This is a genomic window from Nocardioides sp. T5 (genome assembly GCF_048161455.1).
Taxonomy (GTDB): Bacteria; Actinomycetota; Actinomycetes; order Propionibacteriales; family Nocardioidaceae; genus Nocardioides.
The window spans coordinates 853,338-867,072 of the sequence record NZ_CP182415.1 but is presented as its reverse complement, the minus strand read 5'-3'; the positions used below and the strand labels follow the sequence as shown (position 1 = coordinate 867,072).

Genomic DNA, 13,735 nt, shown 5'->3' with positions numbered 1-13,735 from the left:
GGATGCCCGCCATGCCGACCACACCTGCCACGCCCGGGCTCAGCGACCGGTGGCGCGACCCCGGCTTCCTCGACGCCGCCCACACCTGGATCGCCGACCGACTGAGCGAGCGCGACCGCGCCGCCGTCGGGGCGATCGAGCAGCACCACGTCACCGACTGGTCGACGGTCATGCGGGTGCCGACGGAGGACGGACCGGTGTGGTTCAAGGCCAACGACGAGAGCATGCGCCACGAGGCGGCCGTGACGGCACTGGTCGCGCCCCGCTCGGCCGGGCGGGTGCCGACGCCGCTGGCCGGGGATCCGCGCACCGGCTGGCTGCTGCTCGCGGACGCCGGCCCCCGCCTGCGCGACGTCATCCCCGTCGAGCGCAGCCTCGAGCGGTGGCACGACGTGCTGGAGGCCTACGCCCGGATCCAGGTCGCGTGCGAGGACGAGGTCGACGCGCTCCTGGCAGCCGGGCTCCCCGACCGGCGGCTCACCACGCTGCCCGAGGCGTACGACGACCTCCTCGCGGGCCTCGACGACACGGACCCGCGCCTGCCGGACGCAGACGCGATCGCCGACCTGTGCGAGCGGCTGGCCGCGTTCGGGATCGAGGAGACCGTCCAGCACGACGACCTCCACGACGGTCAGGTCTTCCTCGGCAACGGCGTGCACCAGGTGCTCGACTGGGGTGACGCCTGCGTCTCCCATCCCTTCTTCACCCTCGCGGTCACGCTGGAAGGCGTGGTGGCGTGGGGTGTCGACGACGAGGAGGGGTCCGAGGACGTCGAGCCCTACCGGGCGTCCTACCTCCGCCCCTACGCCGAGCGCTACCCGCTGACGGACGCCGACCTCCGCGAGGCGGCGCGGGTCGCCATGCGCCTGGGCTGGATCTGCCGCGCGGTCAACGGCCACCTGCCGCAGGACCCCGGCCACACCCGCACCCGGCTGCGGATGTTCCTGGACGGCGGAGCCTAGACGGGCGGCTCGGCCCGCCGGGTCTCCAGCACGCGGAAGCCCTTGCTGCTGGCGAGGCGCTCGGTCGGCCAGCCCTGCTCGGTCAGCCACCGATGGAGGGAGTCGGCGCCGAGGTTCTTGCCGACGACGCTGACCATCCGGCCGCCGGGGGCCAGACGGGGCAACCAGGTGAGGAGCAGCTCGTGGAGCGCCTCCTTGCCGATGCGGATCGGCGGGTTGGACCAGATCTCGTCGAAGACCTGGTTGCCCGGCACCTGCTCGGGCAGGCAGGCCACGAAGCGCGAGTCGAGGCCGGCCGCACGGGCGTTGTCGTTGGCGAGCAGCAGCGCGCGCTCGTTGACGTCGACACCGGTGACGTTGGCCAGCGGCACCGCCTTCGCGATCGCCAGGCCGATCACGCCGTAGCCGCAGCCCAGGTCGAGGAACTGGCCCTGCACGGGCGGCTCGAGCTCCTTGAAGAGCACGGCGGTCGCGTGGTCGAGGTGGCCGCGGCTGAAGACACCCGACCCGGTGTCGAACGTCAGGGCGTGGCCCCACAGGTCGGCGGTGAAGCTCTCCCGCTCGAAGGGCACGCCGGGGTCGGCGGTGAAGTAGTGCTCAGGCATCGATCGCCTCTCGTCGGGCTCGTGCGCGCTCAGCCTGGGCGGCCAGCTCGTCGTCGTCGGGATAGCCGACCTCCTCCAGCGTGAGGCCGTGGGCGTGCACCACACGCACCCCCTGGTCGCGTCGCCGCCCGGCCATCACCTCGGCCGGCCAGCCGACGGGCTGCCGTCCCTCCCCGACCGCGATGAGGCAGCCGACCAGCGCGCGCACCATGTTGTGGCAGAAGGCGTCGGCGCGGACAGTGCCGACGACGAGGCCGGCGTCGTCGCGGCGCCAGTCGAGGTCGAGCAGGGTGCGGACGGTGGTCGCCCCCTCCCGCTGCTTGCAGAAGGAGGCGAAGTCGCGGAGGCCGAGCAGCGGCGCGGACGCCTCGTTCATCGCGTCGAGGTCGAGGCGCCGGCCCCAGGTCAACAGGTGGCCGCGCACGAGCGGGTCGGCGAGCTCCTGGGCGTCGGCGATGCGGTAGGCGTAGCGCCGCCAGGTCGCCGAGAACCGGGCGTCGAACCCGTCGGGCGCCTCGCCCATCCGGCGTACCCGCACGTCCGGCGGCAGGATCCCGTCGACGCGCCGCGCCAGGGCCTGCGCCGGGGGGTCCTGGGAGCGTCCGGCGGAGGCGGCCAGCAGGTCGTCGGCGACGTCCACGTGCGCCACCTGCCCGCGCGCGTGCACGCCGGCATCGGTGCGACCGGCCACGGTCACCCGCACCTCCGGCACCCGCAGCGCGGTGGCCAGCGCGGCTTCGAGCGTCCCCTGGACCGTACGACGCCCCGGCTGGGCGGCCCAGCCGGAGAAGTCGGCGCCGTCGTAGGCACAGTCGATCCGCAGGCGCACGACAGCGATCCTAGGCGTCGACCGCGCCCGCCCCGATCCCGGCCGACCTTTGTCAACCACATGGTTGACAACTGCTGCCGCCGCAGCCTACCTTCTATTCAACCAATCAGTTGAAGAAGGGTGCTCCGTGACCGACCAGCTCTCCCGTGTCTTCGCCGCACTGGCCGACCCGACCCGGCGCGACATGGTCGCCCGCCTCACCGAGGGCGACCACTCCGTCAACGACCTGGCGGCGCCCTACGACGTGAGCCTGCAGGCCGTCTCGAAGCACCTCAAGGTGCTCGAGGACGCCGGCCTGGTGACGCGGACGCGGGAGGCCCAGCGACGTCCGGTGCACCTGGAAGCCGAGGTGTTCGACCTCATGACGAAGTGGATCGAGCGCTACCGCCGACAGGCCGAGGAACGCTTCGGGCGCCTCGACGCCGTGCTCGCGCGGATGCAGGACGACGACCCGAGCTCCACCCACCCGCAGGAAGGAACCGCATCATGACCACCGTGCAGAGCAACGACGCTGCCACCCGCTACCCCGAGGCCGCCATCGAGGCCGACCCGACCGTGCCGGCCATCCACATCTGGCGCGACTTCGCCGCGACACCCGCCCAGCTGTTCCGGGCCCACACCGACCGCGATCTCTTCGCCCAGTGGAGCGGCCCGAGCAGCGTCGGCGCCGAGATCACCGAGTGGGACGCGCGCGAGGGCGGCTGCTGGCGCTACACCGCCCGCGGCCTCGAGGGCCGCGACGAGTTCGAGACGTCCTTCCACGGGTGCTTCCACACCGTGCGCGAGGACCGCCTCGTCCAGACCTTCACCTGGGACGGCATGCCCGACGCCGTCGCGCTGGAGACGATGACCTTCGAGGACCTCGGCGACGGCCGCACCCGGCTCCACGCCTTCAGCCTGTGCGACTCCTTCGAGGCACGCGACGGCTGGCTGAGCAGCGGCATGGAGGTCGGCGTCCACGACGGCTACGCCGCCATCGACCGGATGCTCGCCGAGGGCACCCTCTGATGGCCCTCCCCGACGACCCGGCGGACCGCCACGCGGCGGTCGCCGGGGGCTTCGGGCGACTGGTGGCGCAGACGACCGACTGGTCGGCGCCCGCCCCGGTCGACGGGTGGACGGCTCGCGACGTCGTCGGCCACCTCGTCGGCTGGTTCCCGCCCTTCCTGGCAGGCGGCGGAGTCGACCTGCCCGCCGGACCCTCCGCGGACGACGACCCGGTCGCCGCGTGGCGGCACCATGCCGACGCCGTGCAGGCCCTCGTCGAGGAGCGGGGCCAGGAACCGTTCACCCATCCCCGCGCCGGCAGCCACCGGCTCGCCGACGCGGTCGACCGCTTCTACACCGCCGACGTCTTCATGCACTCGTGGGACCTCGCCCGCGCCGGCGGCCATGAGCCGGGGCTCGACGAGGACTACGCCGGCCGGCTGCTGGAGGGGATGCGCCCGATCGAGCAGCTGCTCCGCGACTCCGGGCAGTACGGCCCTGCGGTCCCCGTGCCGGACGACGCGCCCGTCGTCGACCGGCTCATGGGCTTCGTCGGTCGCGATCCCTCCTGGCGCGCCGGCACCGGAGGCACCCCATGAGCACCGTGGTGATGAACAACGTGGTCTCGGTGGACGGCTTCATCGCCGACCTGCACGACGATCCGGGCCCCCTGTTCGAGTGGTACTTCAACGGCGACCGGGCGCTGGACGCCCAGGACATGGCCGACCCGGCGCCCGGCGGACTGCGGGTGTCGCAGACGTCGTACGACTACGTCCGCCCCGTGTGGGACTCCATCGGCTGCATGGTGATCGGGCGCCACCTGTTCGACATCACCAACGGCTGGGAGGGGCGTCCCCCGACTGGTGACCACGTGGTCGTGGTGTCGCACCGCCCTAAGCCCGAGGGCTGGCACCCGGAGGCGTCGTACCACTTCGTCGACGACGTGACCACGGCGATCGCCACCGCGCGTGAGCTGGCCGGCAACCGGACGGTGTCCGTCGCCGCGGGCGACGTGGGCGGACAGGCCCTCGCCCTCGGTCTCGTCGACGAGGTGGCCATGGACGTCGTGCCGGTGGTCTTCGGCACCGGCAAGCGCTACTTCGGCGCGGTCGAGACCCAGCACCTCCTCGACGACCCGGAGGTCGTCGTCCAGGGCGACCGCGTCCTCCACCTCCGGTTCCGCGTGCGCCGCTGACCCCTCGTAGGGTCGAGGACATGAGGTACGTCGTCTACGGTGCTGGCGCCGTCGGTGGAGTCATCGGCGGCACGCTCGCCCGGGCCGGCCATGCGGTGACGCTGGTGGCCCGGGGCGCCCACCTCGAGGCCATCAGGGCGGAGGGCCTGGTGCTCGACGCGGGTGACGGCCGCCACCGCATCGACGCCCCGGCCACCGACACGGCGGCCGAGGTCCGGTGGACCGACGACACCGTCGTGCTGCTGGCGGTGAAGTCCCACCAGGCGACCGCCGCCCTCGCCGACCTCCGCGCCCACGCCCCTGCCGACGTACCCGTGGTGTGCGCCACCAACGGCATCGCCACCGAAGTTGCCGCGCTGCGCCTGTTCGCGAGGACGTACGCCGTCTGCGTGATGCTCCCGGCGACCCACCTCGAGCCCGGCGTGGTGGTGGCGTCGTGCCACCCGACGCCGGCGATCCTCGACATCGGCCGCTTCCCCGGTGGCACCGACGCCACCACCGCTGCCGTGGCCGCAGACCTCCGCGCCGCAGGGATCGCGTCGGAGGAGCGCGTCGACATCATGGCGATGAAGCGCCGCAAGCTCGTGATGAACCTCGGCAACGGGGTCGACGCGTCCTTCGCCCAGGGCGACGCTGCCGACGAGCTCGCCGAGCGGGCCCAGGCCGAGGGCGAGCGGGTGCTGGCCGCGGCCGGCCTGACCGTCGTCACGGCCGAGGAGGACCGGGAGCGGCGCGGCTCGACCCTGCAGCGCCGGCCGGACCTCGAGCGTCGCGGCGGCTCCACCTGGCAGAGCCTCACCCGCGGCACCGGCGACTCCGAGATCGACTACCTCGCGGGGGAGGTCGTGCTCCAGGGCCGGCTGCACGGCGTCCCCACGCCGGTCAACGACGCCGTGGTCGCGGCCACCCGCCACCTCGCCGCCACCGGCGGCGCCCCCCGCAGCCTCGACGCCGCCGGGGTCCTCGCCCGCCTCTGAGCCCACCGAGCGGTGCGTGAGACACCTTCTCGGCCTGCAGGACCTGCACCACTCACCGCCAGGACGACCAGCGGTGCGTGAGCCGCCTTCCGCGCGCCCGGAACGTGGCTGGGCCACCGCTCCCCCGCGTGTCGTCGTACGCCGCCCCCGCGGGCGGTGCGTGAGACACCTTCTCGGCCGGCAGAACGTGCACCACTCACCGCCAGGACGACGAGCGGTGCGTGAGCCACCTTTCGCGCGCCCGGAACGTGGCTGGGCCACCGCTCCCCCGCGTGTCGTCGTACGCCGCGCCCGCGGGCGGTGCGCCACCCACATCCCCAGCTCCCAGAACGTGGCTGGGCCACCGCCCGACCAAGGGTTGTCGTACGCCGCCCCGGACGCACGAAGGCCCGCCACCCCAGCGGGGTGACGGGCCTAAGTGAGGACCTGGGATCAGGCCTTGGGCTCGTCCGACTCCTCGGCAGCCTCAGCGGCGGCCTCGTGCTCGGCGGCAGCAGCCTCGTGCTCCTCGGCGGCAGCCTCGTGTGCCTCGGCAGCAGCCTCGTGCTCAGCGGCCGCGGCCTCGTGCTCCTCGGCCGAAGCGGTCTCGGCGGTGGTGTCCTCGACCGGCTCGTCGGCGGCGGGCGCCGGAGCGGCAGCAGCCGACGTCTTCTTGGTCGAGGGCGCCTTCGGGTTGTAGGCCTCGGTCACCAGCTCGATGACCGCCATGGGGGCGTTGTCGCCCTTGCGGGGGCCGATCTTGGTGATGCGGGTGTAGCCACCGGGACGCTCGGCGAAGGTCGGCGCGATCTCGGTGAACAGCGTGTGCACGACCGACTTGTCGCGGACGGTCTTGAGGACCTCACGACGGTTGTGCAGGTCGCCGCGCTTGGCCTTGGTGATCAGCTTTTCCGCGACCGGGCGCAGGAGGCGCGCGCGGGTCTCGGTGGTGGTGATCCGGCCGTGCTCGAACAGGGCGGTGGCCAGGTTCGACAGCATCAGGCGCTGGTGGGCGGGGCTGCCGCCGAGGCGGGGGCCCTTCTTGGGCTTGGGCATGTGGTGCCTTCCTTCTCTCGGGCCGTGTCAGGTACCCGGGTAGACGACCGGCCCAGTCGTGTCGGCTGGGCCCGGTCGGTTTGGTGGTACGACCCCGCGGCGGGGTCGGGAGATCAGAGCTGCTCGTCCTCGATGAACGCGTCGTCGTCATCGTCGCCGTAGGCGGCGAGGGCGGCGTGCGGGTCGAAGCCGGGCGCGCTGTCCTTGAGCGAGAGGCCCATCTCGACGAGCTTGGCCTTCACCTCGTCGATGGACTTCGCGCCGAAGTTGCGGATGTCGAGCAGGTCCTGCTCCGAGCGCGAGATGAGCTCGCCCACGGTGTGGATGCCCTCGCGCTTGAGGCAGTTGTAGCTGCGGACCGTGAGCTGCAGGTCCTCGACCGGCAGGGCCAGGTCGGCGGCCAACTGCTCGTCGACGGGCGACGGGCCGATGTCGATGCCCTCGGCCTCGACGTTGAGCTCACGGGCCAGGCCGAACAGCTCGACGAGCGTCTTGCCGGCCGAGGCGATCGCGTCGCGGGGACGGATCGACTGCTTGGTCTCGACGTCGATGACGAGCTTGTCGAAGTCGGTGCGCTGCTCGACACGGGTGGCCTCGACCTTGTAGGTCACCTTCATGACGGGGCTGTAGATCGAGTCGACCGGCATCCGGCCGATCTCGTTGTCGGCGCCCTTGTTCTGCACGGACGAGACGTAGCCGCGGCCGCGCTCGACGACGAGCTCCATCTCCAGCTTGCCCTTGTCGGACAGCGTGGCGATCTTGAGGTCGGGGTTGTGCACCTCGACGCCGGCGGGCGGGGTGATGTCGGCGGCGGTGACGTCACCGGCGCCCGACTTGCGCAGGTACATCACGACCGGCTCGTCGTGCTCGGAGGAGACGACGATGCCCTTGAGGTTGAGGATGATCTCGGTCATGTCCTCGGTGACGCCCTCGATGGTCGAGAACTCGTGGAGCACCGAGTCGACCTTGATGCTGGTGACGGAGGCACCCGGGATGGAGCTGAGGAGCGTACGACGCAGCGAGTTGCCGAGCGTGTAGCCGAAGCCGGGCTCGAGGGGCTCGATGACGAACCGCGAACGGAACTCGTCGACGGTCTCTTCCGTGAGGGTAGGGCGCTGAGCGATAAGCACGGAGTTTTTCCTTTCCGGATCCACCCACTATTTGACGGACCCGAACCTGATGAGGTTGGCGGAGAAGAAGGAATGGGACGAGCTGAGCCGGTGGTCGCCCGCCGAGGGCGACCACCGGCGGTGGATCACTTCTTGGAGTAGAACTCCACGATCAGCTGCTCCTGGACCGGGACGTCGATCTGCGCCCGGACCGGGACCTGGTGGATCAGGACGCGCATCCGCGACGGGATGACCTCCATCCAGGCGGGGGTGACGCGCTCGCCGTGGGTCTCGCGGGCCACGATGAGCGGGGTCAGCTCGAGCGACTTCTCGCGCACGTCGATGATGTCGTGGTCGGTGACCTGGTAGGACGGGATGTCGACCTTCTTGCCGTTGACCAGGAAGTGGCCGTGCACGACGAGCTGGCGGGCCTGACGACGCGTGCGGGCGAACCCGGCGCGGTAGACCACGTTGTCGAGGCGGCACTCGAGGAGCTGCAGGAGGTTGTCGCCGGTCTTGCCCTGGCGACGGCTGGCCTCCTTGTAGTAGCGGACGAACTGCTTCTCCATCACGCCGTAGGTGAAGCGCGCCTTCTGCTTCTCACGGAGCTGCAGCAGGTACTCGGACTCCTTGATGCGACCGCGGCCGTGCTGGCCGGGGGCGTAGGGACGCTTCTCGAAGGCAGCGTCGCCGCCGACGAGGTCGACACCGAGACGGCGCGACTTGCGGGTCATGGGACCGGTGTAGCGGGCCATGTGTCAGTCTCTCTTTCTCAGTCTCGGGTCAGACGCGGCGGCGCTTGGGCGGCCGGCATCCGTTGTGCGGGGTGGGCGTGACGTCCTGGATGGTGCCGACCTCGAGGCCGATGGCACCCAGTGACCGGATGGCGGTCTCACGACCCGAGCCCGGGCCCTTGACGAAGACGTCGATCTTCTTCATGCCGTGGTCCATGGCGCGACGGCCGGCGGCCTCGGCAGCCATCTGGGCGGCGAAGGGGGTGGACTTGCGCGAGCCCTTGAAGCCGACGGTGCCGGCAGAGGCCCACGAGATCACCGCACCGGTCGGGTCGGTGATCGTGACGATGGTGTTGTTGAACGTGCTCTTGATGTGGGCTTCGCCCTGAGCGACGTTCTTCTTCTCCTTGCGGCGCACCTTGGTCGCGCGGCTCTTGGGAGGCATTCAGTAACTCCTGATGAGGTCTGGTCTGGAAGCTTGCGTAGGGACTGAAGTGATCAGCGCTGCACCCGATGAGGGGCGCAGATCACTTCGCCTTCTTCTTGCCGGCGACGGTGCGCTTGGGACCCTTGCGGGTGCGCGCGTTGGTCTTGGTGCGCTGACCGCGGACCGGGAGGCCCATGCGGTGGCGGCGACCCTGGTAGCTGCCGATCTCGATCTTGCGGCGGATGTCCGCCTGGACCTCACGGCGGAGGTCACCCTCGATCTTGAAGTTGGCTTCGATCTCGTCGCGAAGCTTGACCAGCTCCTCGTCACCGAGCGTGTGAACGCGAGCGTTCGGGTCGACGCCGGTGGTCTCGAGCAGCTGCTGGGCGCGGGTACGGCCGATGCCGTAGATGTAGGTGAGAGCGACCTCGATGCGCTTGTCGCGCGGGAGGTCAACACCAACGAGGCGTGCCATGTGGCGGTTCCTTGTCTGTTCTCGCATCGGTTTCGGTTCGTGTCGCGTCCCATCCCGCCTCGGGTGGGCTCCGGCCGGTGCTCCGGAGGTGACTTCGACTCAGGCGGTGCCCGGTCTAGCGATCACGTTGTGGGGTGGTGCAGGTGGTGCAGGTGCTGCTGGTCTCAGCCTTGCCGCTGCTTGTGGCGCGGGTTCTCGCAGATGACCATGACCCGACCGTGACGGCGGATGACCTTGCACTTGTCACAGATGGGCTTGACGCTGGGGTTGACCTTCATGTCAACGATCCTTGCTACTCGGCTGGCTGGTTACTTGTAGCGGTAGACGATGCGACCCCGCGTGAGGTCGTACGGCGAGAGCTCCACCACGACCCGGTCCTCGGGGAGGATCCGGATGTAGTGCTGTCGCATCTTGCCGCTGATGTGCGCGAGCACCTTGTGCCCGTTGGCCAGCTCCACGCGGAACATGGCATTGGGAAGGGCCTCCACGACGGTGCCCTCGATCTCGATCACGCCTTCTTTCTTCGGCATGTCCTCCACAATCTGTTGCAGTGCTGGATCAAAATGCTGGTGTCTACCGTGGCCCGGGAACCGCCCGGCACGCTGCTGCGCAGGTGGCCGGTGGACCTCGTGAGGCGGTCCGGGGAGCCTCTTCCCCGGGCACGCGTGCAGCCGTCTGGGACGATCGCACGAGATTCCGGCAGCCGCGAGGCGCCACGAAACACAGCCCACGTTGGGCCGACGCACCAGTTTAGTCAGGCGTGCGTCGAGAACGCCAATCACCGAGGCCGCGCAGGCGCTGGGTCACCGCCGCGACACGCCCGGGCGCGGGGGCGGGATCCTCGACCGGGGCCGGCGCCGCGTCGCGCGTGGGCGCGGACGTCGTACGCCGCAGGGAGCGGAGGCTGATGGCAGCGCGGACCCGCTGCCACCGGCCGACGTCGTGCGACATCGCCCGGCGCTCGGCGTCGACCGACTCCCAGTAGGTGCTCGCCGCACCCACCTCGGGCACGCTCGGGCCGAAGACGAAGCTGTCGGCCCGGCGGGCCAGCGCACCGGCCTGCCCGGACACGATCCCGACCGACTGCTCGCGGCGGGTGACGGTCGGGCCCAGCGGCACGGGCTGACCGAGGTCGCGGGCGTGGTCCACGAGCTCGCGCCAGGCACCGACGAAACGCGCCGAGGGCGAGGCCGCGCTGCGCCGACGGTGCCGACGGAACGCCTTGAGCCCGACGACGGCGGCCAGCAGCAGCGCGGCCACGAGCAACGGCACCCCGACGTACGTCAGCACGATGCCGACCCACGCGGGGAGCCCCGGGATCAGGCTCTCCTCGTCTTCCTCGGCCTTCTTCTTCTTGCGGGTGGCCTTGCGCTCCTTGAGGTCGGCGTCGCTCTGCTCACCCGCGTCCGAGGGCGGCGGGATCGGGTTGGGCGGCGGGATGACCGTCCCGGACATCGGCGTGTTGGTCTCCGGCACCTGGTCGGCCGGCGGCGTGTCCGACATGAACATCTCGGTCGGCAGGGTCTTCCACGACCCGTCGGCGGCGCGGAGCTCGACCCACGCCGCGACCTCCTTGCCGGTGACCCGACCGCCCTCCGGCACGACGGCGCCCAGCACGACACGGGCCGGCACGCCGATGTCGTTGGCGATCAGTGCCATCGTCGCGGCGTACTGCTCGTCGTTGCCGACGATCTGCGGCGCGTTGACGAACTCGTCGGACAGCCGCCAGGCGCTGTGGCCGGCGACGTAGATGCGCTCGGTGCGACCGATGCCGTCGGAGTACTTGCCCTCCGAGCGGAGGTGCTCGGCCGCGGCCAGCACGCGGTCCATCGGGTCGGTGCCGGCCTCCTCGCTCCACTTCTCGGCCGGGCCCTGGATGAACGCCGCGCCCGCCGGCAGCGGCGTCAGGTCGGCCGACCCGACGGTCTCGTCGGTGAGCTCGTCGTCGGGAGCGACGGCGGTGAAGGAGTAGCGGTCGCCGGGCTGCATCCCGGTCGGGACGACGGCGGTCGAGGTGGCGAGGTTGTAGCGGAACACCTCGGCCTTGGCACGAGCGTCACCGGTCTCGAAGGCCATCGACCGGAGCGCGCCCACGGTGGGCAGCCACACCCCGCTCCACCCCTCGCCGAGGGTGACGCTCGCCTCGACCTCCGTGCCCCGGACCGGGTTGTCGATCGTGGACGAGACACGCTGGAAGGAGTCGTCGGCAGGGCCCGGCAGGGCGTTGTCGGTGGCGCCCCACACCATCCCGTCGTAGCGGTCCATGGCCGCGAACCGCACCCGGGTCCCGACCGGGACGCCGTCGATGTCCAGCAACGTCTTGTCGTAGACGTTGGCGGGGTTGGGCTCGCCCTTGAGGTCGACGTACTTGCGGAAGCCGGCGAGCGGGGAGGGGTAGCGGCCGATGTCGAAGGGCGGCTCCACCCAGGAGCGGGCCACGGCACGGCGGGAGTCGTCGGCGACGAACAGCGCGCTCACCGGGTGCGCGAGGAGCGCCGCGAGACCCAGCATCACGACCACGCCGACACCGCGGACGTACGACGTGCTGCCCCCGTGGACGGTGGCGCTCGCCCGGCGGGCCCGGACCGCCAGCCAGCCGAGGGCGAGCGCGGTGAAGACGGCGCCCTGCAGGACGAGGGACTGGGGGTGCCGCACCCCGAGCAGGATCGCCGCGGAGAGGACGACGGTCATCCCCGCAACCGGCAGCAGTGCCGCGAGCCAGGCCCGACGCACCGGCTGGTGGGCGAGCGCGGTGCCGACCAGTCCGGCGACCATGCCCGCCAGCCACGGCAGCACCAGCAGCGGGCCGTCGCCGTCGACGGGCGGCAGCGTGGTCAGCAGGTCCTTCCAGCCGAAGATCGCCTGGTCCGCGACGCGGGCGAGGGTCGATGCCCCGGGGAGGGTGTAGGTGTCGCCCAGCGAGCGCAGGCAGAGCGGTCCCCCGAGCAGGAAGAACAGCACGAGGCAGATCACGACCGCGGAGATGACCGGCCAGCCCGCGGCGCGGGTCAGGTGGGTGACCACGACTGCGAGCACGGCGCCGAGCAGGCCGACCACGAGGTAGGCCGAACCGGTGAACGAGGACCCGAAGGCCGACAGCGCGACCGCGGCCAGCGCGAGAGCGAAGCCCATGTCGACCCACGAGTCGCGGTCGGGCACCAGGGCGCTGCGGCGCACGCGCGTGCGGGTGCCCGTGGCCGACGTGTCCGGTCTCATCGGACGCTCCACCGGAGGAGACCGCCGAGGTCTTCCTTGGCGGCGAGGTGGAGCACCGGGAGACCGCCCGTCTCGGTGACGCGGCTGGTGCCGTGGGGGTCGACCACGATGCCGAAGCGACGCACCTCGGGCGGGAAGGCCGCGGACGAACGCAGCAGGTCGGTGAACGGCGACTCGCTGCCGCCGATGAAGAAGGCGAGGCTGGTGTCGGGCGCCAGCATGGTGGCCTGGCGACCCGACTCCACCAGGCCGCGGTCCCCGAAGTCGGCGCGGCAGACGGCGTCGAGGGCGAGGTGGCCGTCGGCGCCCGAGGACGCGTGCGTGCCGCACACGAACGACACGTCGAACTCGTCGAGCACCGCTCGCACCGCGATGGAGGCTGCCACCGCCATCGCGGTCTCGAAGTCGTCGGGGTCGGACCAGGCCTCGAGCCGGTCGTCGACGACGATCGTGGCGTGGCTGCGGCGGGTGTCGAGGTACTGCCGCACGAGCAGGGCCGACTCGCCGGTCGAGGCCATCACCTTCGCCGACGACCGCCAGTGGATGTGGCGCAGGTCGTCACCCGGGACGTACTCGCGCAACGCGTGGAAGGCGAGGTCGCTCTGGCTGACGGCGTCGGTCGAGACTCCCTCGAGGTCGCGCATCAGGCCTGCGCCCAGGGACTCCATCGGGACGAGGTGCGGGCGCACGAGCACCTCACGCACCGGCGTCCAGACCACGTCGCGGGAGAAGATGCCGACCGGGTCGCCCCGTCGGGTCATCGCCGGCCCGACGGCGATCACGCCGCGGCGCTCGGTGCGGATGGTGAACGACTCCTCGTGGGCCGCGCCGGGCGCGAGCGAGCTGATGCCGTAGCGGTGGACCGCCGACCCGACCGGGACCTCGAGCGTCGTCGGGACCAGGCGGGAGGAGGCGCGGTTGACGACCTGGACGCCGGCCGCGACCGACTCCCCCGCCGCCACCCGCTCGGGCTGCAGGCGCAGGTCGACCGTCACGGACGTCCGGCCGAGGAGGAAGGGCAGCGCGAGCACCGTCAGCACCAGGCACCCCGTGCCCAGCACCGCCAGCTCGCGCCACTGGGCGAACACGGCGACCAGGAGCGCGCCCAGGCCGAGGCCGAGGACCAACCAGCCGATCGGCTTGATGACCTCGAGCGCGTGGTTCAACCGCTGCCTCATCGACGC

Annotated in this window: 17 protein-coding genes; 6 read left to right on the top strand and 11 right to left on the bottom strand. The window is 71.6% G+C overall.

Annotated elements, in window-relative coordinates:
* The first annotated feature begins 11 nt into the window (after positions 1-11).
* The gene (locus ACNKF0_RS04200) at positions 12-962 is read left to right on the top strand and encodes an aminoglycoside phosphotransferase family protein (protein ID WP_416956000.1); all 951 of its coding nucleotides are present in this window, start codon (positions 12-14) and stop codon (positions 960-962) included.
* On the opposite strand, the gene ACNKF0_RS04195 is transcribed toward ACNKF0_RS04200, so the two are convergent.
* The gene (locus ACNKF0_RS04195) at positions 959-1,567 is read right to left on the bottom strand and encodes a class I SAM-dependent methyltransferase (protein ID WP_416955998.1); all 609 of its coding nucleotides are present in this window, start codon (positions 1,565-1,567) and stop codon (positions 959-961) included. The genes ACNKF0_RS04200 and ACNKF0_RS04195 overlap by 4 nt on opposite strands.
* On the bottom strand, positions 1,560-2,396 hold the full coding sequence (gene truA, locus ACNKF0_RS04190) for a tRNA pseudouridine(38-40) synthase TruA (protein WP_416955996.1): 837 nt from the start codon (positions 2,394-2,396) through the stop codon (positions 1,560-1,562). The genes ACNKF0_RS04195 and truA overlap by 8 nt, the downstream gene beginning before the upstream one ends.
* A gap of 127 nt (positions 2,397-2,523) precedes the next feature.
* On the opposite strand from truA, the gene ACNKF0_RS04185 reads away from it, so the two are divergent.
* Genes ACNKF0_RS04185 through ACNKF0_RS04165 form a run of 5 tightly spaced genes read left to right on the top strand, consistent with a single transcriptional unit; the run spans position 2,524 to position 5,555 of the window.
* Positions 2,524-2,886, top strand: a complete 363-nt coding sequence (locus tag ACNKF0_RS04185) for an ArsR/SmtB family transcription factor (protein WP_416955995.1) — start codon at positions 2,524-2,526, stop codon at positions 2,884-2,886.
* The gene (locus tag ACNKF0_RS04180; RefSeq protein ID WP_299922650.1) at positions 2,883-3,404 is read left to right on the top strand and encodes an SRPBCC domain-containing protein; all 522 of its coding nucleotides are present in this window, start codon (positions 2,883-2,885) and stop codon (positions 3,402-3,404) included. The genes ACNKF0_RS04185 and ACNKF0_RS04180 overlap by 4 nt, the downstream gene beginning before the upstream one ends.
* The gene (locus ACNKF0_RS04175) at positions 3,404-3,982 is read left to right on the top strand and encodes a maleylpyruvate isomerase family mycothiol-dependent enzyme (protein WP_416955992.1); all 579 of its coding nucleotides are present in this window, start codon (positions 3,404-3,406) and stop codon (positions 3,980-3,982) included. The genes ACNKF0_RS04180 and ACNKF0_RS04175 overlap by 1 nt, the downstream gene beginning before the upstream one ends.
* Positions 3,979-4,578, top strand: coding sequence for a dihydrofolate reductase family protein (locus ACNKF0_RS04170; RefSeq protein WP_416955990.1), 600 nt, complete (start codon positions 3,979-3,981; stop codon positions 4,576-4,578). Before ACNKF0_RS04175 ends, ACNKF0_RS04170 begins: the two co-directional genes overlap by 4 nt.
* Before the next feature lie 20 nt (positions 4,579-4,598).
* On the top strand, positions 4,599-5,555 hold the full coding sequence (locus ACNKF0_RS04165) for a ketopantoate reductase family protein (protein ID WP_416955988.1): 957 nt from the start codon (positions 4,599-4,601) through the stop codon (positions 5,553-5,555).
* 432 nt (positions 5,556-5,987) lie between these two features.
* Here the strand turns inward: ACNKF0_RS04165 and rplQ are convergent, their stop codons facing one another.
* From rplQ to ACNKF0_RS04120, 9 genes are all read right to left on the bottom strand, one after another.
* Positions 5,988-6,590, bottom strand: a complete 603-nt coding sequence (rplQ, locus tag ACNKF0_RS04160) for a 50S ribosomal protein L17 (protein WP_416955986.1) — start codon at positions 6,588-6,590, stop codon at positions 5,988-5,990.
* A gap of 113 nt (positions 6,591-6,703) precedes the next feature.
* Positions 6,704-7,720 carry a DNA-directed RNA polymerase subunit alpha gene (locus tag ACNKF0_RS04155; RefSeq protein ID WP_299922660.1) on the bottom strand — a complete coding sequence of 339 codons (1,017 nt, stop codon included), beginning with the start codon at positions 7,718-7,720 and terminating at the stop codon, positions 6,704-6,706.
* Positions 7,721-7,845: 125 nt separating this feature from the next.
* Positions 7,846-8,454 (bottom strand): 30S ribosomal protein S4, encoded by a 609-nt coding sequence (rpsD, locus tag ACNKF0_RS04150; protein ID WP_299922661.1) that lies wholly within the window; start codon positions 8,452-8,454, stop codon positions 7,846-7,848.
* Between the two features lie 28 nt (positions 8,455-8,482).
* On the bottom strand, positions 8,483-8,878 hold the full coding sequence (gene rpsK, locus ACNKF0_RS04145; protein ID WP_056906616.1) for a 30S ribosomal protein S11: 396 nt from the start codon (positions 8,876-8,878) through the stop codon (positions 8,483-8,485).
* An 82-nt stretch (positions 8,879-8,960) separates the two neighbouring features.
* Positions 8,961-9,335, bottom strand: coding sequence for a 30S ribosomal protein S13 (gene rpsM, locus ACNKF0_RS04140; RefSeq protein WP_172262137.1), 375 nt, complete (start codon positions 9,333-9,335; stop codon positions 8,961-8,963).
* 164 nt (positions 9,336-9,499) lie between these two features.
* A complete protein-coding gene (gene rpmJ, locus ACNKF0_RS04135; RefSeq protein ID WP_004008316.1) occupies positions 9,500-9,613 on the bottom strand; it encodes a 50S ribosomal protein L36 in 114 nt (37 codons plus the stop codon).
* A 30-nt stretch (positions 9,614-9,643) separates the two neighbouring features.
* A complete protein-coding gene (gene infA / locus ACNKF0_RS04130) occupies positions 9,644-9,865 on the bottom strand; it encodes a translation initiation factor IF-1 (protein WP_056599768.1) in 222 nt (73 codons plus the stop codon).
* A 220-nt stretch (positions 9,866-10,085) separates the two neighbouring features.
* Positions 10,086-12,551, bottom strand: a complete 2,466-nt coding sequence (locus tag ACNKF0_RS04125) for a transglutaminase-like domain-containing protein (protein ID WP_416955981.1) — start codon at positions 12,549-12,551, stop codon at positions 10,086-10,088.
* Complete coding sequence (locus tag ACNKF0_RS04120; RefSeq protein ID WP_416955979.1) at positions 12,548-13,729, bottom strand: DUF58 domain-containing protein; 1,182 nt, start codon at positions 13,727-13,729, stop codon at positions 12,548-12,550. Before ACNKF0_RS04120 ends, ACNKF0_RS04125 begins: the two co-directional genes overlap by 4 nt.
* Between the last annotated feature and the right edge of the window lie 6 nt (positions 13,730-13,735).